We start from the raw sequence: 23,529 nt of genomic DNA, 5'->3' as shown, positions 1-23,529 counted from the left end.
CTCTGGACCACTCTCCGACGGGTTTCGGAAGTGTTCAGAGGTTTTTTTATATACGCAGATAATCCAGTCAAGTCGTAGCTTCCACTAACTTGTACTACAACAGATCGTCTCCTTTGGGCTTATCTTCTCCCTTGTAACGAAAGTCGCCTGAATCTCTGCTTTCCTTGGATTTGCGATAACGGGTAAATTCAATATATTCACTGATAAAAGACTGTTCCACAGTCGATAATTCGCTTTCTTGGCAATTCAATTGCCGCAACACGTCAAAAAAATAATCCTCCCGTTTTTCCCGTACCATCGCCTCCTTGGATGGACGCCCAATCATGAGCCAATCAAGGCTCACATCAAAAAACGAAGCAATCTCAATTAGTTTATTCGTACTCGGAATAGATTTACCGCGTTTCCAGTCACCCAGATTGCCCGTGCTGATCTTCAGCTGTTGGCAGAAAGCCTTCTTGGTCATTCCTCGTTCGGCAATCAGGTGTTCAATTCGCTCATAGATCGACTGCATACAGAACCGCCTTCCAACCGTAATAATCAATACATGTACCTAAATTATACCACAACCTTCCTGAATCCTCAGCCTTTTAATCCCAGGAATACGTTCTGGTATTTCTCATAACACAAAGATAGACTCCCATGAATAATCATGAGAGTCTATCTTATAACGTTTGTTACTGTGATGCGGTCGAGAGGACTCGAACCTCCACGGGTATACACCCACTACCCCCTCAAGATAGCGTGTCTGCCATTCCACCACGACCGCATATTCAATTGTAAAAATGGTGAGCCATGAAGGGCTCGAACCTTCGACACCCTGATTAAAAGTCAGGTGCTCTACCAACTGAGCTAATGTCTCTTGCTGTAACTTCACCGAATGTGTGTGTGCCATGCGTAACTCTTTTGTATAGGAGCTATGACTTTTTGAGGATTCCTCATCAGGATTGTACATCCCTGAGGTGGTGAAGATAATGACCCGTAGGGGATTCGAACCCCTGTTACCTCCGTGAAAGGGAGGTGTCTTAACCCCTTGACCAACGGGCCTTGTAAACAAGTTGTCTTTCTTGGCGACAAGAATGAGTATATCATAGGCCAACTTAAATGTGCAACACTTTTTTTCAAACTTTTTTTTATGCACTCCTTTTCCCCTTCTCCATGAGGTCAAGAGCGTTGCTCACGCCTGAAATGTCTTTCACAAATTTATCATCGTAATCTTCGCATTTTGTTAAATTAATATCAAAAAACTTAAATACACTTACATTCACTTATAATATTGCAAATATCATTATTAGTACTTATAATTAACCTATCAGTTATATACACGGTCAGCTACGTATAAGGAGGCGGCACGTTTGTTTCAGGAAGAACGAATGCAGCTGATTATTGAACATTTGCGTAAACACAATCGCATCTCAGCTGATGATATTGTATCCCTCTTTGACGTTTCCCGGGACACAGCACGAAGGGATCTGATCAAACTCGAAGAACAGGATGCCATTATCCGAACGCGCGGCGGTGCAATTCTCCCCGTTCCACCAGACGAGCACCGATCCTATAAAGATCGTTTGCTCCACATTTCCAATGAAAAAAGAGCTATTGGCAAGCTAGCCGCTGCTATCGTCCGCCAAGGCGAACACATTATTCTGGATTCTTCCACTACAGTGCAGACTTGTGCCGAAAATCTAAATGGCAAGTCCTGTACTGTCATCACCAATTCCATTTATTCAGCTGATCTTCTCTCCAATCATACTGCTGTCGAGATTCGTTTGCTGGGCGGCAAAGTCGATAAGGAGCAACGTTATGTCTATGGTACTTCAGTGATTGAAACTCTTTCCCATTATTATGTAGACAAAGCCTTTATCGGCATTGGCGGAATTACGATGGATGGCTTCAGTGCCTCTGAAGAAGAAGGAAAGATCAAGCACAAAATGATGCAGGCTGCAAAACAGGTTATTGTACTCGCTGACCATTCCAAGTTTGATAAGCGTTATGGTTATCGTTTTGCGGACTGGTCACTCGTTGATATGTTAATTACAGATCAATGGCCTTCCCAAGATTGGCGGACTTTTCTAGCCGAGCAACAAGTCGAGATTCTCATTCCTGAACCTACAATTGAAAAGGAGTTGTAACATATGAAATTATTTGCTACCGATTTAGATGGAACCCTATTGAACAGAGATAGTCAGATCAGCCCGGAAAACGCAGCTGCAATCCATAAGGCGCAACAAGAAGGATTGAAGATTACGATTGCTACAGGTCGGGTCTATTCCGACGTATTAACTATAAGCAGCGAAGGCGGAATTAACACACCAGTCATCGGCTCCAACGGAGCTACCATCCACGATGCCAACGGTGAACGCCTATTCCATCTTCCACTTGAGCGTGAAACTGCCGCATCCGTCATGCAGTGGCTGGAAGATCATCATTGCTACTACGAGGCCTCCACACAACAGGGTATTTACGCTCCTATAAGCAGCCACGAGGCGATGCTCGCTGAGATGGATCGCATCCTGGGTTCGAGTCCTGGGGAGGATATTGAACGCCTTATTCGAGCTGTTAAGAAGCACTATGACAAGAAAGACTATTACCGCGTAAACTCCCATCAGGAAATCCCTTCCGAAGCTTACATTTACAATATTATGGCCTTTTCAATGGATCCGGCTCAATTGCAGCAGGGACGCGAATACTTTGCTTCTCGCTCCGATGTAGCCATGGTGGTGTCCTCTGAACACAACTTTGAAATGCAGCATCCTGATGTATCCAAAGGTAACGCCTTAAGCAAACTGGCAGCTCATCTGAACATTTCCATGGAAGATACAGCAGCCATTGGTGATAACTTCAACGATGTATCCATGCTGAAAATGGCAGGACTCGGTATTGCCATGGGCAATGCTGAACCGGAGATTAAGGCGCTTGCCAAGGCTATCTCTTTGACCAATGTGGAGCATGGTGTCGCACATGCCATTCAGTGTGTTCTTGAAGGCAAGCCCGTTTCCCGGCCGGAGACCGTCGTTGAAGGCGGTCAGTAATCGATTGTCGTGATAGCTCGGCATTGCGCGACATAACGAACCAGCGATAGCCTGGGCTCACCTCATATCAACGGATCGAACGTGAGGCACATCCTGTAATAAAACAATTAATTGCTCGGCCCGATATGATCCAGGCAGTTGAAGAGTGAATTCAAGTACAGTCTCCTCCCCGGAGTCTGTGCTTATTTGCTGTTCTGTTTTGAACCCAACCACCGAGATTTTCTCCTGTCCAAGCAAAGCCAAAACGGTTTTGAGGGTGTCCCCTTCCTTTAGCAGTCGAATGGTCAGCGTCTCTGTTCTCGCGGACACCAACCAGCGTGTCGGCCGATGCAGCAGCATCTGTGCCACTACAATAAGCAGCGTTACCCCAGCCCCAGTCCAATACAATCCCGAACCCACAGCCAGTCCCATTCCTGCAGTCGCCCAGATTCCCGCCGCTGTCGTCAATCCCCGGACCGTGTGGCGCTGTGTGAAGATCATCCCGGCTCCAATGAAGCCAACCCCACTGACCACCTGTGCGGCAATCCTGGATGGGTCAAGCGAGAGATTCGCCCAGCCTGCCTGATCCTGAAAGCCATACTTAGATACAATCATCATCAATGCTGCACCCACCGCAACAACAAAGTGTGTACGTATCCCCGCTTCCTTCATTCGGTTCTTGCGCTCATATCCGATCAACACGCCGCATATGCCAGCTATGAGTACACGCATTAAGTATTCCATTTCCATGTTCATCACCCCTCTTATGTATATGCTTACATGTATCTTTCTTTACTATTTACCCAATCCCTGCCTAATAAAATAACCGAATTCTTTGATTACTCGCATGAAACCTTAATGAAGCCTCATATAGACAGAAAGAAGTAGCACCACAACTGGCCCCACTTCATATATTCTGGATTACTTATTGATTGTCTATGCTATTTCAGAATCCACAAATCACTTCTCTGCCCGAAAACTCTCCCCATACCTTTCTCCAAGTCCATAATAGTGTCGGAAATTATAAATTAAAGGGTTCCACTTCTCTGGGTTAATCTTGTTCAAACCTGAAATCAGTCGGGTATGTGCGTGTACCTTCAACGCTTTCACTTCCACAATCGCCATGAAAGGTGTATGTTCGGGAATACGAATGTGTTGTACCGCGGCTTCAATCTGGAGCGGACATTCCTCTATTTTATCCGGCTCAACCTGAACTGAACTTTGGGGTGTCAGTCCAGAGACGGCAAATTTATCATCGCAAAACTCAAATCCCATCCTGCTTTTCTCCTCAGGAACGGGATATATTCCGGTATAACGCCCCAGTCCCTCAACCTGCTCCCACATGGATGCATCCGGCAGATTAATCACACATTCGGGATGACGACTCAGGTTCTCAAAGGCTTTGCCCTGAATACCGACTCCAAGTACCAAGCAGTCTCCAAGTGCCCATGATGAAGAAAGGGGCGACAAGTTTGTCGTTCCATCTTCATTTAACGTGCTCAGCAGCAATACCGGTGTGCCATAGTACAAAATACTTGGATTTATCACCTCGTGCTGTATCAATTCGCTGGTCCAGCCCACTTGATGCTCTGATCCAAACTCTTCTTGCGATCTATCATTGGTATACATTGTTTCTTCCTCCATTCTTCAATCCATCCCTTCCATCTCTTGGGTTCTAATTCATGCATGATTAATTGTAATACACCAATAGTTAAGGTATCATCGAAGTATGAATACCTATCCGAATATTTCTGTGATTGCATCGTTAATTGCTGATCCCAGTCGTGCTATTTTTTTGGAAGCTTTGTTGGATGGTCGTGCGCTTCCTGCCGGCGAACTTGCATACATGGCGGGTGTTACTCCTCAAACAGCAAGCAGTCATCTCGCCAAGCTGGTAGAAGGCGGGCTGCTCGTCGTTGAACAGCAAGGACGACATCGATACTATCGTCTCGCAGGCAAAGAGGTTGCTTTTCTGATTGAGACGATGGGAAGTATCGCCGCACCAGTACAAGTGAGATCCCTCAAACAGTCCAACCAGCTTCAACATCTAAGCTTTGCTCGAACCTGTTATGGGCATCTTGCCGGAAAATTGGGGATATCGTTGTGTGAAGCTTTATTACGGGAAGGTTATCTCGAAGAACCTGAGGATGAGCAGGCCAAGGATTACCACATTACAGAGAAAGGGATTCAATGGTTCACTTCTTTTGGCATTATGCTTGAAGGGAAAGCCGGATCACGCCGCGCTGTGGCTCGCAAGTGTCTGGATTGGAGTGAGCGTCGTCACCATATCTCCGGAGTACTGGGAGACGAACTGGGACGCCGCTTGTCTGAGCTGGACTGGACCCGCCAGAAGGAAGGCAGCCGTTCCGTGGAAGTCACGGAAGCTGGCAAGAAGGGTTTGTACGAGGTATTGGGCATTTCATTATAGGGACGCAATCGGGCATTCTTTTCTTGTACATTGGCAAAATGACGATACATCAAAAATCCCCCTCCTCAGTATCCGTTAAAGGTTACTGAGGAGGGGGATTATGTTTTGTTCAGAACGGAGAGAGAGGGATTCGAACCCTCGCACCGCTTACGCAGTCTAACCCCTTAGCAGAGGGTCCCCTTATAGCCACTTGGGTATCTCTCCAAGAATGGCTCCCCGAACAGGGCTCGAACCTGTGACAACTCGATTAACAGTCGAGTGCTCTACCAACTGAGCTATCAGGGAATAATATTCTTGAATAACCTAAATTTATCATGATTAATATTCCAAGTCAACATGCCTCCGGTGACTTTCTTGGAAGCCTTGCATCTTTCATTCGAACGCATAGAAAAGTCGGTCATAACGCTTATTTTATTGCTTCTGCTGAATGCATTTTGGAAAATGGACCGTCACTTTAAACAGATCGCCATCAATTTCGATGTTAACTCTTCCTCCATGCAGCTCAACAATACTTTTCGCAATGGATAAACCCAGCCCTGATCCTTCTTCGCTCCGGGAATGGTCGCCCCGCTTGAAACGTTCAAATATTTCATCTGCTGCAAACTGCATTTCATATGTAGAAACGTTTTTGATACACAATATCACATACACATCATCTTCTGATAATTCAATAAATACCCTTGAATTCTTCATTCCGTATTTAGTGACATTACCAAGCAAATTCTCGAATACACGCCATGTACGTTTTCCATCCAGGTGAGCGTACATCGGACCATCCCTACTACTTACTCTGAAAATCAAACCGGACTGTACGATAGACTCACTATATTCCGCCAAAGCCTGATGTAATAAGGCCGCAACATCAACCTGCTCCAAATGAAGCTCCACATCCCCACTGGCCATCTTAGCCGCCTCAAATAAATCTTCAACAAGTACACTCAGCCGCTTCGTCTTGCGTTGCAGCACCTCAATATATTCTGCCTTTTCCTCAGCAGTCCCTTCATTACGTTTTAATAAATCCACATAGCTCACCAGCGAGGTCAGCGGCGTTTTTAAATCATGTGAGACATTGGTTATCAGTTCCGACTTCATTCGCTCACTTCTCACTCTTTTTTCGACGGTATTCTGAATTCCTTGCTTCATATCGTTCATATGCATCGTCAGTTGGTCAAGCATACCGTTTGTCTGCTGAGGAAGCTGAACGTCCATACGTCCTAAAGCCATGGCCGAAGCGGCTTGTGTTACACCTTGCAAACCATGAATGATTCGTACGATCTGACCCAGGATAATCACACTGAACGCCACGATCAGCAGTAGGATTGGAAACCTAAATACCTCTACCACAAACGCAATGATCAGTAATACGAATTGAGATACAAAACAAACGATGAGGGTTTTGATGATCCTATTTCCAGGTGGGGTCCCATGTTTCAGTTCATCCCGTATCATATGGATCGTCGTACGTAACCATAATTCATTGAGAATCTGACAAAGCGCGGCTCGATCTGAGATCAACCGAATTCCCGCCCTACCATACTCCCCAGCAAAACAGAGCAGCAAGGATGATAACAGGAATGCAGATAAATACATGACAAAGTCGTTGATCCACTCATGTTGGCTCATCCGTATGCCGTTCCCCTGCATGACAAGAATCGTTCCATAGAACAACGCTAAACCGATGACAAAATAAAGCAATATTTGTACATCCATAGTTAATCTGACCGACATCCAATTCTTCATCTTCACATATCTGCTCTCCGGAGGCAGTGGGAATCGGTTCCTAAACACAAATAAAACAGCGATCAGGAACAAACATATGATTAAAGACGGATCACTCTGAACACCCCAGCCTCGAAAAACAAAATCAATATTCTGGAAACTTCGTGAGACGGCATAAAAAAACATGAGGGTACTGCAACTGATCAAAACAAATCGAACCATATAGGGAATCACATTAACCTTCCATCTTGTAGCCAATGCCCCACACCACCTTTACATATTTCGGTTCTCTGGGATTAAACTCAATCTTCTCCCTGATTCGGCGAATATGTACAGCCACCGTGTTTTCCGGCTGAAAGGCCGGCTCTTTCCAAACACGTTCATAGATTTCATCAATGGCAAAAACGCGTCCCGTATTCTCCATCAACAATTTTAAAATATGAAACTCCGTTGGAGTCAATCGAATCTCTTCACCTTCCAGCGTTACTTTTTTTCTCCTATTGTTAAGTACTAGCCCCCGAACCTCAATTTCTTGTTCATTATCCCGGTCGATTTGTTGTGTTCCAAGTCCTGTAAATCGACGCAACTGGGACTTCACTCTAGCCACCAGTTCTAATGGATTGAAGGGTTTGGCTATGTAATCATCAGCTCCAATATTCAGACCAAGAATTTTGTCGCTGTCCTCGGTTTTGGCAGATAAAAAAATAATCGGTACATTGCAGTCCTCGCGTATTTTGAAAGTTGCTTGTATACCATCCAGAATGGGCATCATTACATCCATCACAATGAGGTGAACTTCTTCTTCCCTGACTTTTCTTATCGCTTCCTGCCCATCTGCTGCCTTAGTCACCAAGATTCCTTCAATCCGCAAATAAATCTCAATCGCGTTGCGGATATCGGGATCGTCATCTACTACAAGTACCCTATACTTGTCTTTCCTCCTTAGCCATTACTCTTTTGGTGATCTGAACTACACCAGCTTACTACAAAATAATGACAAGGATGTTAATAAAAACATTACAATTTTCTTAAGATGGCTATATATAATTCGGATAGACTTTATTTTCACTATATTTCACTCAATAGCAACTTGCCGGCACATCGACCACAGCGGTACCGCTTCGGATCAACTTTGCGTTTACGCAAATATTCCGTGCCACAGCTCTTGCACACCAGCTTATAGCGATACGGTAATGGCTTTCTACCCTTTCCATCCGGAAGGGACTGGCAGAACCGCGAACCGCCCACCTTCTGCAACAAGGCTTTGAATTCAGGGTCCCGGTGTTGGTAGCCGCGTCCACGAATGTGCAGATGGTAATGACAAAGCTCATGCTTGATGATTTTTTCAACCTCTTCCCGCCCATAGGCTTCGAGCTGATGAGGATTAATCTCTATTCGGTGACTCTTGAGCATATAACGCCCACCTGTAGTCGTCAGACGACGGTTAAACAGCGCCTCGTGAGTGAACGGAACCCCGAAATGATCGAGTGACACCTGCTCAATCCATTGCTGCAATTCCTCATTTTCCATCGGTTTGTCCTCCTTTCACACCTCTTGGGCCATTTGTTTTTCCGCCATAATACTTGAATTTTAACCGTTTCGTAGGCTACACTGTCAAGTAGAATGTATGAGGGGAGATTATTACTCGTTATGCCTACAATGCGCTACGTCATCCTGCAGCAGGAACAGCAATTGCAGTTTGTGGAAATGCCTGCCGATTACGCTTATCAACTCAGTGCGCTCAACCTGCGCCTGCACAAAGAAATTGACAAACTTACCGCAGCAGATGTACCTGTTCTGCCTTGGGCAATCGCCGAATGTGACAATCTTGATCTTCTGGACGAGCAACTCTCCATCATCGGAGGCCTTGATTATATCAATGCGCTTGAACAAAGCTTTGCAGCACTAAGAGAGAGTGAATATCCTTTGATTTCCCTGCTCACTGAGATCCGGGCGCTTCAGGCTCAATTAGAGCAATGGTATGAAGAAGAGATGGAATCACTCTAATCCACCTATGGACTTATTATTAATGCAGGATGGAACTAAAAGCGCATCTCCTAAAAACAGGGGCTGCGCTTTTTTTCATTTTCTTTCAACCCTACATTCATACGCCCCGCTCTTCAGTACATATCCGTATAGATATTGAATTTTCCGAGTTCATCAAGGGTTAATTCGCACAGTCCAGGCTATTGCCACATATGCTAACGTACAGATGAATTATGCAAGAGGAGGAGATACCCTTGCCTCAATGGCTTTGCAATCAACTGATGCGTGCATTTCACAAAAAAGACAGCAGACAGATCAAGCTGCTGAACGAATGCTGGTTCTTTTACCGAAACAAACCGACAAGTGGCACCCCGCGCAGCGCGGACAGCGAACTCTAAGAATCTGACGCCACTCTCCCCGTCCACTTCAAGCTCTCACTTCTTTCATAAAATCCCTTCGAAGGATACAGTACGGGCAACAGTACTATTATAACTGACAACAAACAGCCTTCCCATTACAGGGAAGGCTGTTTTCCAATCATTGTGTTGGATTAGGAAGACTGCTTAGAAGAAGCAGGCTTCTTCATCGTGAGGCCGACACGGCCTTTTTTGGTATCCACGTTCATCACCCAGACCGTTACATTATCCCCGACAGATACAACATCCATCGGATGTTTGACGTAACCGTTGCTCAGCTGTGAGATGTGGACAAGTCCGTCACTCTTGATGCCGATATCAACAAAAGCACCAAAGTCGATCACGTTACGAACCGTACCTTGCAGCTCCATGCCTTCCACCAAATCTTCAATTTTGAGCACATCAGTGCGGAAGATCGGTAGCGGCATTTCCTCACGCGGGTCACGACCCGGACGCTGCAAGCTGTCCAGAATGTCACGCAGTGTAGGTACACCCACATCCAGCTTCACAGCCAGCTGTTCCGGTTGTTGCTCAGACAGGAGAACAGACAGTTCCTTGCTGCCCAGCTTGTCCAGCGCAACCTGAAGCTCCTTAAAGAGCTGGTCTACGACTTTATACGATTCAGGGTGAATCGGTGTGCGATCCAGCGGGTTCTCGCCTTCACCAATCCGCATAAAGCCTACGCATTGCTCATAGGTTTTGGCACCCAGACGCGGCACTTTTTGCAACTGGCGACGATTCGTGAACCGGCCGTTCTCTTCGCGGTATTTCACGATATTTTTGGCAATGGTGGCATTTACACCCGCAACATAGGACAGCAGTGAAGGCGAAGCCGTGTTCACATCCACGCCCACATGGTTAACTGCGGATTCCACAACAGCCTTCAGGCTTTCTTCCAATATTTTTTGAGATACGTCATGTTGGTATTGGCCTACACCAATGGCTTTTGGATCAATCTTAACCAGCTCAGCCAGCGGGTCTTGCACCCGACGAGCAATCGAAGCAGCACTCCGCTCAGCAACGTCAAGATCCGGGAATTCTTCTTGCGCCAGCTTGGATGCAGAATATACACTCGCTCCAGCTTCATTGACGATCAGATACACGAGACTTTCGTCCCCGTTCTCCTGAATAATCTCGGCAACAAACTGTTCAGTTTCACGGGATCCGGTACCATTACCGATAACAATCAACCCGATATCATATTGCTTGATCATCCGATGGAAAACCTCGGCAGCTTCACGCTTCTTGTTGTGTGGTGGCGTTGGGTACGTAACAGCCACTTCCAACAGCTTGCCCGTATCGTCGACCACAGCCAGTTTACAACCGGTTCGATAGGCAGGATCGACACCAAGCACACGTTTGCCATGAATTGGCGGCTGAAGCAACAGATTACGAAGATTAGCCGAGAATACGGATATCGCTTGGTTTTCACCTTTTTCCGTCAGTTCTGCACGAACCTCACGCTCAATCGAAGGGGCAATCAATCGTTTGTAAGCATCTTCAATCACAGCACGCAAAACGTCTTGGACCGCAGATGCACCCTTGATGATTTGTCCTTCCATATGACGGTGAGCCGGTTCAGGCTGCACGTCCAGACCCACTTTCAAAATGTTTTCACGTTCACCGCGGTTAATGGCGAGAATACGGTGAGGAGGCATTTTTTTGGCTAATTCACGATAATCATAGTAGTTCTCATATACAGACTCCTGCTCAGCATCCTTCGCTTCCGAAGTCAGCATGCCATGATCGAGCGTATAACGACGAATCCATGCACGAATAGCAGCATCATCTGCAATATTCTCAGCCAAAATGTCTTTGGCTCCCTGAAGTGCAACCTCTGCATCTTCTACCCCAAGTTCAGCATTGATATAACGCGCAGCTTCCTCCAGAGGATTCCCTTGCTTTGGTTGACCCCAGATCCAGACAGCGAGTGGTTCGAGACCTTTTTCCTTCGCTACACTGGCACGGGTTTTCCGCTTCTGACGAAACGGACGGTACAAGTCCTCCACTTCCTGCAGCTTAACTGCCTGAGTGATAGACTGTTTCAGTTCTCCGGTCAGCTTGCCTTGTTCCTCTATAATACGGATGACTTCCACTTTGCGGTCTTCCAGATTACGCAAGTATATGATGCGTTCTTCAATGAGCCGCAGCTGGTTCTCATCCAGCTCTCCAGTCATTTCTTTACGGTAGCGGGCGATAAATGGAATCGTATTGCCTTCGTCCAGAAGCTCCGACGTTGTGCGGACCTGCTTCAAGGACAGTGACAGTTCCTTGGCTACCTGTTTGATGATTCGTTCATGGCGTTCTGCCTTTATTGTTTCTTCATTGGGTTCCAGAACCGTTTCCTGTTCAGACAAATAAATCCCTCTTTCCTTCCTGAATCGTTCAGTTGAAGCTTGTTCAGGGCAGCTTTGCTGCTGTAATCACAGTATCGAACCTGCATTCATGCAGATTCCTCTCCCCTATATTATCACAAAATCCCGTTCAGATTTCCAGCATTCGTCCATGTTACAAGTTCTTACAATTGAGATTACGTATCAAACCTTCATCTCAACCATAAGAAAAGACCGAAAAACGTCTCCCCGACGTCTTCCGGTCTCCCCTGACAAACACTGCATTCACGCCAGTTTATTATACCCGTTCGAAGCGGAACATTTCACTCCAATAGTCTCCCGATGCACGGCCTACAGAGATCCCACCATACATCAGCGCATCCCCGGTAAACGTCTCGGAACCACCTTTCAGGCGGTAATCCGCATCAGGGTCCAGGCCCTTCAACTTCAGACGTTGGAGCGGTGCATTTGGTTCAGACAGCACACGGAAGTAGAATACAACGGCTTCGCTGCCATCTGGGGCAATAAACATCCATGCCGTTTCATTTCCCTCAAACGGACTTAGCAAGCGCCGGAACGTTCCGTATTGGATGGTTCCTCGAATTTCCTTGTACAGCTCAACCTGAGCCTTCACGATAGCATTCTCTTCCTCTGTGAAACGAGTCAAATCCAACTCGTATCCAAAGTTACCCGACATCGCGACATGTCCACGAATCTCTAGAGAAGTAATTCGGTTGACCTGGTGATTTGGAACCGCTGAGATATGTGACCCCATTGAACTTACCGGATATACCAGGCTTGTACCATACTGAATACGCAGGCGGGATATCGCGTCCGTATTATCGCTGGTCCACGTTTGCGGCATGTAATACAGCATACCTGGATCAAAACGGCCGCCACCACCTGAACAGCTCTCGAACAGGATATTCGGGAACGCCGAAGTAATACGTTCCATGACTTCGTACAATCCAAGCATATAACGATGCGCAGTCTCACGCTGTCTATCTGCTGGAAGCAATGCAGAACCCACTTCCGTCATATTCCGGTTCATGTCCCATTTCACATAAGTGATCGGCGCAGATCCAAGCACATCGCTTAGCATGCGTACAATCTCATCACGCACATCCTGACGGGAGAAATCGAGTACCAATTGTTGACGCCCTTCCGTACGACGACGATCCGGCACATGCAAACACCAGTCCGGATGAGCACGGTACAATTCGCTGTCTGGCGAAATCATTTCAGGCTCGAACCATAGTCCGAACTGCATGTCCAAACTGGTTACCCGGTTGGCCAAATCATCCAGGCCTTGTGGCAATTTGTTCTTGTCCACAATCCAGTCACCAAGTGAGGAGTTATCGCTGTCCCGATGTCCGAACCATCCATCATCCAGTACGAACAGTTCAATGCCAAGCTTCTTCCCTGCCTGGGCGATCTGTTCAATCTTATCTGCGTTGAAGCCGAAATAGGTCGCTTCCCAGTTGTTGACCAGAACCGGACGCTCTGCATTACGGAACTTGCCACGTGCAAGGCGTTCGCGATACAGATTATGATACGACTGAGACATACCATCGAGACCTGCGTCCGAATAGACCATGACCGTCTCAGGCGTCTGGAATGACTCCTGCGAATCCAGCTTCCAGCTGAACTCAAATGGATTGATTCCAAGCGATACACGAGTGGTGTGGAACTGATCCACTTCTGCCTGTGCTGTAAAGCTGCCGCTATATACAAGACTGAACCCGTAGACTTCACCCTGATCTTCGTCTGTACCCGGTGTCATCAGTGCAATGAACGGGTTCTGCTGGTGACTGCTTGAGCCTCGACGACTCTCGATGCCTTGCAGGCCGGAAGCAAGCGGTCTGCGAACGATGTCCCGTTCACGCGTCCATGCTCCTGACAATTGCAGCAATTCGTAATCGGCATGCGGGAAATCAACGGAAGAGCTGAGCGCACGTGCAATATTCACCGAGGTAGCGCTCTCATTAATGATCCGCATGGAACGCGTAATCGCATTAAAGGCCGTAAAGGCCGTGTAGCTAAGTTCAATCTTGATCCCTGCAACACGGTCCTCCAGTTCAACGATGAGTGTCTCGGCTTCATCGTCGGACTCAACATAAGTTGCAGGCAGTCCGGTAAGCGCTGTCTTTCCTTTGATCAGTCGATGGCCTGTATACGTAAACTCCGAAACGGTTGAACCATTCTCAAGCTCCAATTGGATTGCCGGATTACGGAAATCACTTGTACCATACACCGGCAGTTCTACTGCCAACGTGTCGAAAGAGATCGTCCGATCTTCCGGCACCGGATTTGGGCTGAACGAAGCACGCTCTGTACGCACATGAAGCCAGCTCAGATCGGTATCACGCAGTTTTTTGCCATAATATAAATGTACCAAATATCCCGAAGGCAGGACCTGAAATACATAGCTTGCCTTTTGAGTCTGTAGATGAAATTGAAGCTTCTCCTGATCAATATAAATGCTCATGTGTCTCCTCCACCTCTATATATGTCGATTAACGTAAACGGTTTCTCAGGTATCATTATAACGAAAAGCTTCACAATGTTCTACGCTTTCATGAAGCTTTAATCAAAAGAGCGTACCCCAGCCATTAGGCTGTTGTACGCTCTTTTGATTGCTGTCTGAAATTGTGTGTTCCTGCAAGGAACATCCATTGTCTACGGATGGCACGGCAGAACAAAGAAACAACTGCCTGGTGCCTTAAAAATCGATTAAACCCAGGCTGATCTGTAAGGCTTCGTTGACCAGTTTCATGGTCTCCTCGTCCAGATGGGTAATCTTGTCGGTCAGCCTCTGCTTATCAATCGTCCGTATTTGTTCGAGCAAAATAACCGAGTCCCGGTCAAAGCCGTGTGCCGCCGCATCAATCTCTACATGCGTCGGCAGCTTTGCCTTTTGGATTTGGGCGGTGATCGCCGCCACAATACAAGTAGGACTAAACCGGTTGCCGATGTCATTCTGGATGACCAGAACCGGCCTGACTCCACCTTGCTCGGAACCAACAACGGGAGAAAGATCCGCAAAAAAAACGTCACCGCGTTTTACGATCAATGTCTACACCCCGCTAACTAAGCGGTCCAGAGTGCTGTCCGCATCTTCCTCCGCGTGAAAGGCCTCGGATGCCATGGTGAGGTTAATCTTCGCCATCTCCATGTACCCTCGCTGCATCGATTCACGGATGTAACGTTTCTTACGCTCCGTCAAATACAGCTTCATGGCCTGCCTAATCAATTCGCTGCGGTTGGAATTCTCCAGCGCTACGATGCCATCCACTTCTTGCAAAAGATAATCAGGCAAACTGATCATGATCCGCTTGGTGTTCTGCAAGTTGGCCACCTTTCTTCCACCCCCACAAACCTTTCGCCATTGTGAACCAGTATTACGTTTTTCCAGAACTTTTATACAAAGGAATATATATGCCCCGAGTATATCAAGTATGCTGTACTCCATTATAAACACGGGGAACAATATTCGTACAGACCAAACATCTCTTTTCAGGATTTTTCATCCCAGTCATCATTCATAATTCGAGATGCTCCGACAGTTTTCCTTCTGTTCTGAAAAAAAGTTTATTGGTAATAGCGTCCAGTCGAGCTATCAGGATGTCAAAAGAGGGTTGATTCTGGCGACTACTGCTCCATTACGGGTATAAACCCGCGGGATTCGATGCGCCATCATGCAGATCACTTCGTAGGGAATCGTACCGAGCTGAGATGCCACTTCGTCTGCAGTAATGACTGCACCCGATTGGTGGCCGATGAGAACAACCTCTTCGCCGGCTTGAATTTCTTCTGCTTCTGCTGCAAAAGATTGTAGCGACACCATACACTGATCCATGCAGATCGTACCGACGACGGGAACGCGGCGGCCGCGCACAAGTACTTGTGCTTTACCTGACAGCATTCTTGAAAATCCGTCTGCATAGCCTATAGGCAGGGTCGCTATTCGTTCGTTCCCTTGTGTTACATAACGGGTTCCGTAGCTGACACCCCAATGAGGTGGCAGCGTTTTGACCAGAACCGCCTTCGTCTTCAGTGTCAATACCGGGGACAGCTTCACTACCTGATGATTCACCTCTCCCGAAGGATACAATCCGTACAGACTAATTCCCACACGTACCATATCGTAGGACAACTCCGGTGTATCAATGGTAGCGGCGCTGTTCGCCGTATGTATAATCGGGATGACACATCCCTGATCCCGCAGCGCATCAACCACGCCTCGGAACCGTCGATACTGCTCCAGTGTATAGGTCTTGTCTTTTTCATCCGCCTTGGCAAAATGGGTAAACATGCCTTCAAGCATCACCTGCTTCAGCTTGGCTGCTTCCTGAATAAAAGCAACTGCCTCTTCGCCAGGCAACAGGCCAAGTCTGCCCATGCCGCTGTCGATTTTGATGTGAACCTTGAGCTTACGAGAGGATGTGCCCGTCTCCAGATGTTGAATGGCTTCGAGTACTTCCTTACTGAACAGCGTAATGGTTACATCATGTTTCCATGCTTCAGCGATGCCTTCTGGCGGCGTGTAGCCCAATACCAGAATCGGAAGGGTAATTCCGTGTTGTCGCAATTCAAGCGCTTCGTCAAGAAAAGCTACACTTAAGTAATCCACGCCAACTCGTTCCAGTTCTCTGGCCATCTCCACTGCCCCATGTCCATAGGCATTAGCCTTCACACAAGCGAGCAGTTTCTTGCCTTGCGGCAATGTTTCACGGAAAGCGTCTACGTTGTTGCACAAATGATCCAAATTGATTTCCGCTTGGGTCGGCCGATATTGTTCTTGCACGTTAAGTCACCTTCTCTAATCATCTTAATCCGGCTCACGTCAGACTCCATCGTAATGCTCAAGCATGTGACTGTCAAATGAACGGAAGATCTGTAGTCCAAAACACATACAGGAGCGCTATCCTGAAGTCGGGAGCAAACGCGGAATAAGACCTATAAGCCAGACCATGAATGAGATATTCATCTCTCCATAACGTAACTCATCTGCTTATATCGTATTATTTACCCGGTTCCTCCCGCGTAGAAGCGTGTTTTGCATTATTGAGTACACTGGACCTAATTCTTGCTTATCTTACGCAGGATCATTGGCTGTTGATACACATAGCTTCAACTGAAAATCAAATCCTGCGAATCACTGATATAAAACAGGAACGAAGACCTGTATATGCAGCAAAGCACCGGAGAATTCATCTCCGATGCTTCTTAGCATTCCTTATGTTAGGACGACTATACTTTGCAAATCATTTCCCTGACTCTTCCTGCATCGATGTCGCAATCTGTACCATCTCATTCTGTGGAAGATCTGCACTTGTGATCCGGTACTCCACTCCATCTGTCATCCATGTAAGTGTCTGTAAGGCATCTCCACTCAACATACCCAGCGTGAATCCAAGATCCACGACACTGGATGGCGCAAGTGATACCGCTCTGTCCTGCGGCCGCGCTTCAAAAATCGTGTAATTATATGTTCCTTCGTAGCGAAGCATAACCGAATAGTCTCCTGATCCTTCCACGATCTGATCGTCTTTCAGCTTGACGCCTTCCGGTGCATAGGTCGGCTGAATAACCCCGAAGCTGCCTGTACCTTCCGGCTCGGCCGATGTCGGTTCTTCGGTTCCTTTCCCACTGGCTGGATCTTCTGAACCTTGCTGCTCGGCGTTATCACTCACACCCGTCTGTCCATCACTAACGGTTCCGCTTGGATTGGATGCAGAACCTTCCTCTGTTGCAGCTTGAGGATTGGTAGTCTCTTTACCCTCCCCAGCAGGAGCCGCGCCTGAGTCAGTACCAACCTTGCCACCATTTTCAGTAGCAGCAGTCATATTACGCTGCATATCAAAAGCGTCTTTCTCAAATTCGGTACCAAATTTGAAGCTATCGAACTTCACATCGACCACCACATTGGCATTCGAGTCGGATACTTCTACCTGTTTTGGAGCGTAATCGCTTTTGTTTAACCATATTTTCTGTCTGACCAATGCATGTGTATTGTAGTTGGCAGCTACATCGAATACATAGCTTTCCTTCTCATCGGCAAACTGGCGGGTCGAATCACCTGTTATGCTGCGGATCAGCGTCTCGTAGAGGTAAACCTGGCCTTGGTTATCCGGCCAGTTACTCTGGAAACGGAAGCTTTTGTTCTGACTCGGTGTCAGGACAAATACGCCCTCATCATTGCGCAGTACAATTTGTGTTACATCCTTTTTGGCATTCGTTAACGCGATACGATAATATGAAGGCTTTTGATGCCATACCTCGACCTTGTACTGCTGCGGCGTATCTCCGGTATGCAGCGTCATAACGCCTACCCCCTGATAACTTTCCATTTCTCCTACGACTTCGTTCAAATCTTTGACCACGGCTGCCGCATCCTTCTTCCCGCAGGCGGCAAGTAAGGTCGATAAGACCAATACCATGGCAAGCATCCATGATATTCGGCGCATGACATCATCCCCTTTAGCACATGTTTTCACTTCAGGATTGTGCGTACAGCAGAACCCCTACTTGATTAGTACATGTTATGAGGGACTTGTTCGATATATGCGGACTAGTTTGACAAGCATTCCATCAATCAGTGCCGCAACACCCTATCTGGTAACAAAATCAGTCTCGGGTAGGATGTAAAATCCAACCAGATTCTTCATAGTAAATACAGATAACAACCCAACCCATGTAATTACATACCACGATTATGTAGCTTAATTGATGTACAACTCTATTTTAAATTGGAGGAAAATAATGAACACAACCTATCTTCACTCATTGCTGAATGGATTGGATGATTTTGTGGAAGAGCAGCTTCAACGTTGGAAAGGAGTAGGTGTGGCGGTAGCGGTTATTCACAAGGATGAAGTCATTTTGCAAAAAGGATACGGTTATCGCGATCTGGAGTCCCAGCTTGAAGTTACACCCCATACCCTATTCGCGATCGGTTCAAGTACCAAAGCCTTCACAGCATCAACCGCTGCCCTGCTGGTGGATCAGGACATTCTGAAGTGGGACACACCTGTTAGAACGTATTTGAAAGACTTCAAAATGTTCGATCCGGTAGCTACAGAACGCCTGACCATCCGCGATATGCTCTGTCACCGCTCCGGACTTCCAAGGCACGATATGGCATGGTATAACTCATCACGGAGCAGAGAAGAACTCGTAAACGCGCTTCAGTATCTGGAGCCTAATGAGGACTTTCGGAACAAATGGCAATACCAGAACCTGATGTATATGGCCGCTGGTTATCTGGTGGGTCAACTCAAAGGAACTTCATGGGAGAATGTTGTCCAGGAGTCCCTGTTTAACCCACTTGGTATGAATTCAAGTGTCTTCTCTGTCGATGAGATGCAGAATCAACCTGACTTCGCCTTCCCTTATATGGATCAAAATGGTGAGAATACGCGGATACCTTTTCGGAAAATTGATGCCGTAGGCCCTGCTGGCTCCATTAACAGCAATCTGGTCGATATGATCGCCTGGGTGCAATTTCAGTTGAATCAAGGGCAACAGGGTGGGAATCAACTGATTTCCAAAGAACAGTTGGCTGTTACACACAGCCCGCAAATGGCTTGTGATTCACCATTCCACAGCAAAGAGCTGCCTGTTAGCACGTACGGTCTGGGCTGGATGATCGATTCTTATCGCGGGAACGCCATGATTCATCACGGCGGGGCAATCGATGGATTCGCTTCACAGGTCGCCTTTTTACCAGAGGAACAGATCGGTGTTGTAGTCCTTTGCAATACCAATGGAAGCATTCTTCCCTACACGATTTCTTTTAACGTTATTGATCGTTTGCTTGAATTGAAACCTGTAGATTGGAGTGGGAGATTAGCCAAATTAATGACTGGAGATTCAACTGATTCCGAAGCAGCAACAGACAACATAGAAACACCAACTACGCCAGAAACCTCGGTTGAGGAAAAACCAGTGGAAGCTCAGGTTCATCCCCATGATCGTCCTATCCATGCGTATGCGGGAAGTTATAATCATCCGGGTTACGGCGAGATCGTTATTCAACAGACGAACGATGGGTTACAGGCCACATTGAATGCCATTGAAATGCCTATGGAATACACTGGAAAAGATACGTTTTCCGTAGAGCTTGTCCTGTTTGGCTTGAAAATCACTTTTACGTTTAAGACGGATGAAGAGGACACCATAAGCTCTCTCTCCATTCCGCTACTGCTGGAACCGGGCACGAATCCAATTGAATTTATAAAGACACCTTCAGTATAAAAGTATCCCCCACCGGCCTATCCCATTGTAGTAATTACACTCTTTACCACAATGGGATATACGCCGGATAACTCGCAGTATCTTCTTCTGTATTTGGACTTCTCTTCACCCACAATCGACGCAGATCAGGCATACCGTATGCTACGACACGGTAATCCTGAAGCGAAACGTGGTGTGCATGTTCTTCCCTGAAGCTGTATGTAGGCAAGAGTAAGGCCTCTTGAATGAGTCGCCCCTCCAACGTCATTAGCGTACGCAACCGCTCAGCACTATCCTGAATCATAACGACGTGTCTGCATTCACGTTCTAGCTCGCTTTTTCGCTCGTCATCCAATGCCATAAGGAACAGCGTATTTTGGAAAGTATACATCGTTAATAGACTCAGCGTCACATGCTCATCGAACACTTCACCCGTGTAAATCACATCATAAGAGGCGAATTCATCATGGTATACGGCATCTACCGGATTACCTGGCGTAACACTCACTTTCAGTCCAATAAGTGCACAACGCTGTGCGAACCAGGCCATGTCTGTCTCCATTTTCTCGCCTTCCTCTACCCACACATTCATGATCTGGCCTGCGTAGCAGCTGCGTTGTAACAGCTCTGAAGCTCTTACGAGAGATAAGTCAGCAGAAAGGGCTGTTGGCTTCGATTCTATTCGTTCAAGTATCTGCTTTTCCTTGGACTTGTCCCGAATCAGGCTATATGCAGCCTGTACACCTGTGTGTGCCAACGCCCCCATCATCTCTTGTGGATCCATCAGTTGCTGAACAGCCTGACGAAAGTATAAATCCTGCTGTGGGCCTTCTTTTCGCATATTAAAAGTCATAAACACACCGCCCTGAACCTCATGTTGAATCAAGCGAGCCTGTCCGTCTGGAAACAAGTCCTGTTTGATCGCCGACTCCACTCGACCCGTCTGGGGAAGCTGCCATATTTCAACCCGATCAATAAACACCCGCCCCCTGAAATAGGAAGGGAACACCTCCAGCACAAGCAGCTTGGGATGATTACGTGTCAATCGGTAAGGCCCGGTACCAATCGGATACATCGGGTCAAACTCCACATCACGGGGCAAGATGGATGCATTCATACTGCTCATCAGATCCGGGAACATAAAGTTGGGAAACCGCAATACAAAACGCACCGTTAGCTCGTCGAACGTTTCTATGTGATGAATGGAAACAAACAGTGACTTGCAAGGGTTCACCTGATCGGAAATAATTCGTTCAAATGTATATCTTACGTCCTCTGCATCAAGCATCCTGCCATGGTGAAAGAGTATGCCTTTGTGCAAATAAAAGGTCCACTCTGTTCCCTCAGGGTTGCTCTCCCATGCAACGGCAAGACTCGGTTCACAGACTTGGCGTTCAGCGTTGTACTGCACCAAGCGATCAAATACCTGCGCAACAATTCCAACTTCTCCCCACATGTAAGCCCGGGTCGGGTCCAATGTCTCAAAAGCCGTCTCCTGAGGAATTCGCAATGTATCAACTCTTCCTTGAGTGCCGTGATCGGAACGTAGACCGAACTGGCCTTGCAACCCTTGCATCAATATTTCTCGCATCGAGAACGGCATTGCCGAAGCCAGCGCATAGGCCTCTTCCAACCTGTTGCTTTGCAACAGGCGGTCGAATCGTTCCTGAACAGCCTGTAACAGAGGATGGCAAAAAACGAGCACTGATGTCTTCCCTCTGCCGCGCTGTGGGCTCCATCTGATCCAGTCATGATCCATAAATTTGTTCATAATCAGATTCATATTGCGCATCGTACAACATAAATGATTAGCCAACTCACCAATCGTTGTGTGTATTTCTTCCTCTTCGTCCACGTTCGAAAAGGCCACGCGAAGCTGAATATAATGATCCATGACCTCCACAACTATCCCTGCCTTTCCTTCCCCTAATTAAAATGCGAAATTGACCCGTATGCTTCTACAGTTTTTCTTCAGGTTTTCCTCCATTATACTCAGGTACATCGACAACACCAGCGGGAAGGAAGAGAACTGCACATGAAATATACTGATTTGCATCGCAACATCAAGATTCGTATCATTACTGATTTTTTTACGGATCTAACTCAGAAATCCATTATTCCTTTTATGGCGATTTATCTGAGTGTCCAGATTGGTGCAGGCTGGGCAGGTATGCTGTTAACTGTTAATATTGTGGCCTCCATGATCGTTGGCTTGGGCGCAGGATACTGGTCTGACCGAGTCGGACGCAAGAAACTGATGGTCATCGCCCAAATATTGCAGGTATTCGCCCTGTTCTGGCTGGCTGCCGCCAACTCCCCGTGGATGGACTCCGTTCCTTTAACTTGTGTCATGTTTCTGCTTAGCAGCATCAGTTCTGGCATTACTGGGCCCATTGCCAATGCCATGATTGTAGACGTGAGTAGTGAGCATGAACGTCAGTATGTGTATGGGCTGCAATATTGGACCACCAACGTTGCCATTACGATTGGAGGGCTCATGGGCGGGTTATTGTTCGAGTCCTTCCGCTTCATTTTGTTCAGTCTGGTATGCATGGAGAGCATGATTACACTATTTATTCTGTTGTTATATATTCATGAAACAATGGATAATAGACACTCCAATCAGCTTGATGTCCCAATTAATAGGAATATACTGAAAACGTATGGCGGTGTATTTAGGGACAAACAATTTATGGTGTTTTTCACCGCAACAGTGCTGGCTGTCTCGTTGGAATTCCAAATGGATAAATACATCGCCGTTCGTCTGAAAAGTGAATTCAACGCCCAACTGTTCCATTGGGATATCTCAGGTCTGCAGATGTTCAGTCTGATCATGGCGATTAACACTGTACTCGTCGTAATCATGGCCATTCCTTTCTCCAAATGGCTGGGGCGGTTCCAGTCCAGATTTATTATGACTGTCGGCATGTGTATGTACACTACTGGATTTGGCGTGCTCGCATTCAGCAATTGGGCCTGGCTGCTTATCACATCCGCTGTACTGCTAACCATCGGTGAGCTCATGTATGCGCCTGTTCGTCATGTTATGCTTGCTGGCATGATTCCTGAATCTGACCGTGCTGCCTATATGGCTGCTGACGGCATGAGTTATAATGCAGCCGCTCTGCTGGGTAGTCTTGGGCTGACGATTGGGGCCTTCCTGCCTTCCTATGCAATGGCTGGCCTGTATGTATTGATGGGGATCGGTGCTCTCGTATTTTTCCGTCAGTCGCTCCGGACGTCAACGGTTCAAAGTGAACCACGACCCTGTGCAGATGCCTCATAAATTCCAAGCTCCTCTATGCTGGATTTTCTCCTGGTAGTTTTGAGTTCTATTGGAAGTGTATATCACAATCTACTATCTTGAAACTTATCGGGCCAGTAATCAGTAATAACAGGAG

The 23,529-nt window shown here is 46.9% G+C and carries 19 protein-coding genes, 5 tRNA genes and 1 pseudogene; 7 read left to right on the top strand and 18 right to left on the bottom strand.

All coding sequences use genetic code 11. From position 1 onward, the window contains the following. Nucleotides 1-94 precede the first annotated feature (94 nt). From CRO25_RS13165 to CRO25_RS13150, 4 genes are all read right to left on the bottom strand, one after another. Complete coding sequence (locus CRO25_RS13165; protein ID WP_063564435.1) at nt 95-511, bottom strand: helix-turn-helix domain-containing protein; 417 nt, start codon at nt 509-511, stop codon at nt 95-97. Between the two features lie 172 nt (nt 512-683). After that, nucleotides 684-766, bottom strand: a tRNA-Leu gene (locus CRO25_RS13160). A gap of 17 nt (nt 767-783) precedes the next feature. Next, nucleotides 784-859: transfer RNA gene (locus CRO25_RS13155), tRNA-Lys, on the bottom strand. A 113-nt stretch (nt 860-972) separates the two neighbouring features. Next, nucleotides 973-1,044 (bottom strand) — tRNA-Glu (locus tag CRO25_RS13150). A gap of 308 nt (nt 1,045-1,352) precedes the next feature. On the opposite strand from CRO25_RS13150, the gene CRO25_RS13145 reads away from it, so the two are divergent. Next, complete coding sequence (locus CRO25_RS13145; RefSeq protein ID WP_063564436.1) at nt 1,353-2,129, top strand: DeoR/GlpR family DNA-binding transcription regulator; 777 nt, start codon at nt 1,353-1,355, stop codon at nt 2,127-2,129. A gap of 3 nt (nt 2,130-2,132) precedes the next feature. Next, nucleotides 2,133-3,029, top strand: a complete 897-nt coding sequence (locus tag CRO25_RS13140) for a Cof-type HAD-IIB family hydrolase (RefSeq protein WP_079695277.1) — start codon at nt 2,133-2,135, stop codon at nt 3,027-3,029. Nucleotides 3,030-3,086: 57 nt separating this feature from the next. On the opposite strand, the gene CRO25_RS13135 is transcribed toward CRO25_RS13140, so the two are convergent. Then, entirely contained in the window at nt 3,087-3,758 is a 672-nt protein-coding gene (locus CRO25_RS13135) for an MgtC/SapB family protein (RefSeq protein WP_079695276.1), read from the bottom strand. Between the two features lie 210 nt (nt 3,759-3,968). Further along, on the bottom strand, nt 3,969-4,637 hold the full coding sequence (locus tag CRO25_RS13130; protein WP_079695275.1) for a flavin reductase family protein: 669 nt from the start codon (nt 4,635-4,637) through the stop codon (nt 3,969-3,971). 100 nt (nt 4,638-4,737) lie between these two features. On the opposite strand from CRO25_RS13130, the gene CRO25_RS13125 reads away from it, so the two are divergent. Then, nucleotides 4,738-5,436, top strand: a complete 699-nt coding sequence (locus CRO25_RS13125) for a helix-turn-helix transcriptional regulator (RefSeq protein WP_072734299.1) — start codon at nt 4,738-4,740, stop codon at nt 5,434-5,436. A gap of 115 nt (nt 5,437-5,551) precedes the next feature. On the opposite strand, the gene CRO25_RS13120 is transcribed toward CRO25_RS13125, so the two are convergent. The 5 genes and pseudogenes from CRO25_RS13120 to CRO25_RS13100 all read right to left on the bottom strand — a co-directional run bounded on the left by CRO25_RS13120 (nt 5,552) and on the right by CRO25_RS13100 (nt 8,685). Then, a tRNA-Ser gene (locus CRO25_RS13120) sits at nt 5,552-5,640 on the bottom strand. Between the two features lie 5 nt (nt 5,641-5,645). Next, nucleotides 5,646-5,721 (bottom strand) — tRNA-Asn (locus CRO25_RS13115). Between the two features lie 126 nt (nt 5,722-5,847). Continuing rightward, the gene (locus CRO25_RS13110; RefSeq protein ID WP_244552174.1) at nt 5,848-7,176 is read right to left on the bottom strand and encodes a HAMP domain-containing sensor histidine kinase; all 1,329 of its coding nucleotides are present in this window, start codon (nt 7,174-7,176) and stop codon (nt 5,848-5,850) included. Nucleotides 7,177-7,390: 214 nt separating this feature from the next. Continuing rightward, nucleotides 7,391-8,086, bottom strand: a pseudogene (locus tag CRO25_RS13105) (response regulator transcription factor); the annotation flags it as partial. 137 nt (nt 8,087-8,223) lie between these two features. Further along, nucleotides 8,224-8,685, bottom strand: a complete 462-nt coding sequence (locus CRO25_RS13100; protein ID WP_072734302.1) for a SprT family protein — start codon at nt 8,683-8,685, stop codon at nt 8,224-8,226. A gap of 120 nt (nt 8,686-8,805) precedes the next feature. Between CRO25_RS13100 and CRO25_RS13095 the strand changes: the two genes are divergently transcribed. After that, nucleotides 8,806-9,162 (top strand): hypothetical protein, encoded by a 357-nt coding sequence (locus CRO25_RS13095; RefSeq protein WP_024630711.1) that lies wholly within the window; start codon nt 8,806-8,808, stop codon nt 9,160-9,162. 233 nt (nt 9,163-9,395) lie between these two features. Then, nucleotides 9,396-9,539, top strand: coding sequence for a cortex morphogenetic protein CmpA (gene cmpA, locus CRO25_RS13090; protein ID WP_090808144.1), 144 nt, complete (start codon nt 9,396-9,398; stop codon nt 9,537-9,539). A gap of 152 nt (nt 9,540-9,691) precedes the next feature. Here the strand turns inward: cmpA and CRO25_RS13085 are convergent, their stop codons facing one another. The 6 genes from CRO25_RS13085 to CRO25_RS13060 form a co-directional block, all read right to left on the bottom strand. Then, a complete protein-coding gene (locus tag CRO25_RS13085; protein WP_079695273.1) occupies nt 9,692-11,914 on the bottom strand; it encodes a Tex family protein in 2,223 nt (740 codons plus the stop codon). A 274-nt stretch (nt 11,915-12,188) separates the two neighbouring features. After that, on the bottom strand, nt 12,189-14,378 hold the full coding sequence (locus tag CRO25_RS13080; protein ID WP_079695272.1) for an alpha-galactosidase: 2,190 nt from the start codon (nt 14,376-14,378) through the stop codon (nt 12,189-12,191). A 234-nt stretch (nt 14,379-14,612) separates the two neighbouring features. Beyond that, nucleotides 14,613-14,963, bottom strand: a complete 351-nt coding sequence (locus CRO25_RS13075) for a type II toxin-antitoxin system PemK/MazF family toxin (protein WP_024630714.1) — start codon at nt 14,961-14,963, stop codon at nt 14,613-14,615. Nucleotides 14,964-14,966: 3 nt separating this feature from the next. Beyond that, nucleotides 14,967-15,248 carry a CopG family ribbon-helix-helix protein gene (locus CRO25_RS13070; RefSeq protein ID WP_024630715.1) on the bottom strand — a complete coding sequence of 94 codons (282 nt, stop codon included), beginning with the start codon at nt 15,246-15,248 and terminating at the stop codon, nt 14,967-14,969. Nucleotides 15,249-15,509: 261 nt separating this feature from the next. Continuing rightward, nucleotides 15,510-16,697: an alanine racemase gene (gene alr / locus CRO25_RS13065; RefSeq protein WP_064640023.1), complete on the bottom strand. Its 1,188-nt coding sequence runs from the start codon at nt 16,695-16,697 to the stop codon at nt 15,510-15,512. 460 nt (nt 16,698-17,157) lie between these two features. Then, entirely contained in the window at nt 17,158-18,360 is a 1,203-nt protein-coding gene (locus CRO25_RS13060) for an outer membrane lipoprotein-sorting protein (protein WP_079695271.1), read from the bottom strand. A gap of 295 nt (nt 18,361-18,655) precedes the next feature. Here CRO25_RS13060 and CRO25_RS13055 point away from each other — a divergent pair, with 295 nt between their 5' ends. Next, the gene (locus tag CRO25_RS13055) at nt 18,656-20,149 is read left to right on the top strand and encodes a serine hydrolase (protein WP_079695270.1); all 1,494 of its coding nucleotides are present in this window, start codon (nt 18,656-18,658) and stop codon (nt 20,147-20,149) included. Between the two features lie 43 nt (nt 20,150-20,192). Here the strand turns inward: CRO25_RS13055 and CRO25_RS13050 are convergent, their stop codons facing one another. Beyond that, nucleotides 20,193-22,022 (bottom strand): ABC transporter substrate-binding protein, encoded by a 1,830-nt coding sequence (locus CRO25_RS13050; RefSeq protein ID WP_079695269.1) that lies wholly within the window; start codon nt 22,020-22,022, stop codon nt 20,193-20,195. A 141-nt stretch (nt 22,023-22,163) separates the two neighbouring features. Here CRO25_RS13050 and CRO25_RS13045 point away from each other — a divergent pair, with 141 nt between their 5' ends. Beyond that, on the top strand, nt 22,164-23,414 hold the full coding sequence (locus CRO25_RS13045) for an MFS transporter (RefSeq protein ID WP_079695268.1): 1,251 nt from the start codon (nt 22,164-22,166) through the stop codon (nt 23,412-23,414). The last annotated feature ends 115 nt before the right edge of the window (nt 23,415-23,529 follow it).

The sequence above is a fragment of the Paenibacillus sp. RU5M genome, assembly GCF_900221055.1.
Taxonomy (GTDB): Bacteria; Bacillota; Bacilli; order Paenibacillales; family Paenibacillaceae; genus Paenibacillus; species Paenibacillus marchantiae.
The sequence above is the reverse complement of the archived record's forward strand: the minus strand, read 5'-3'. Positions and strand labels throughout refer to the sequence as shown.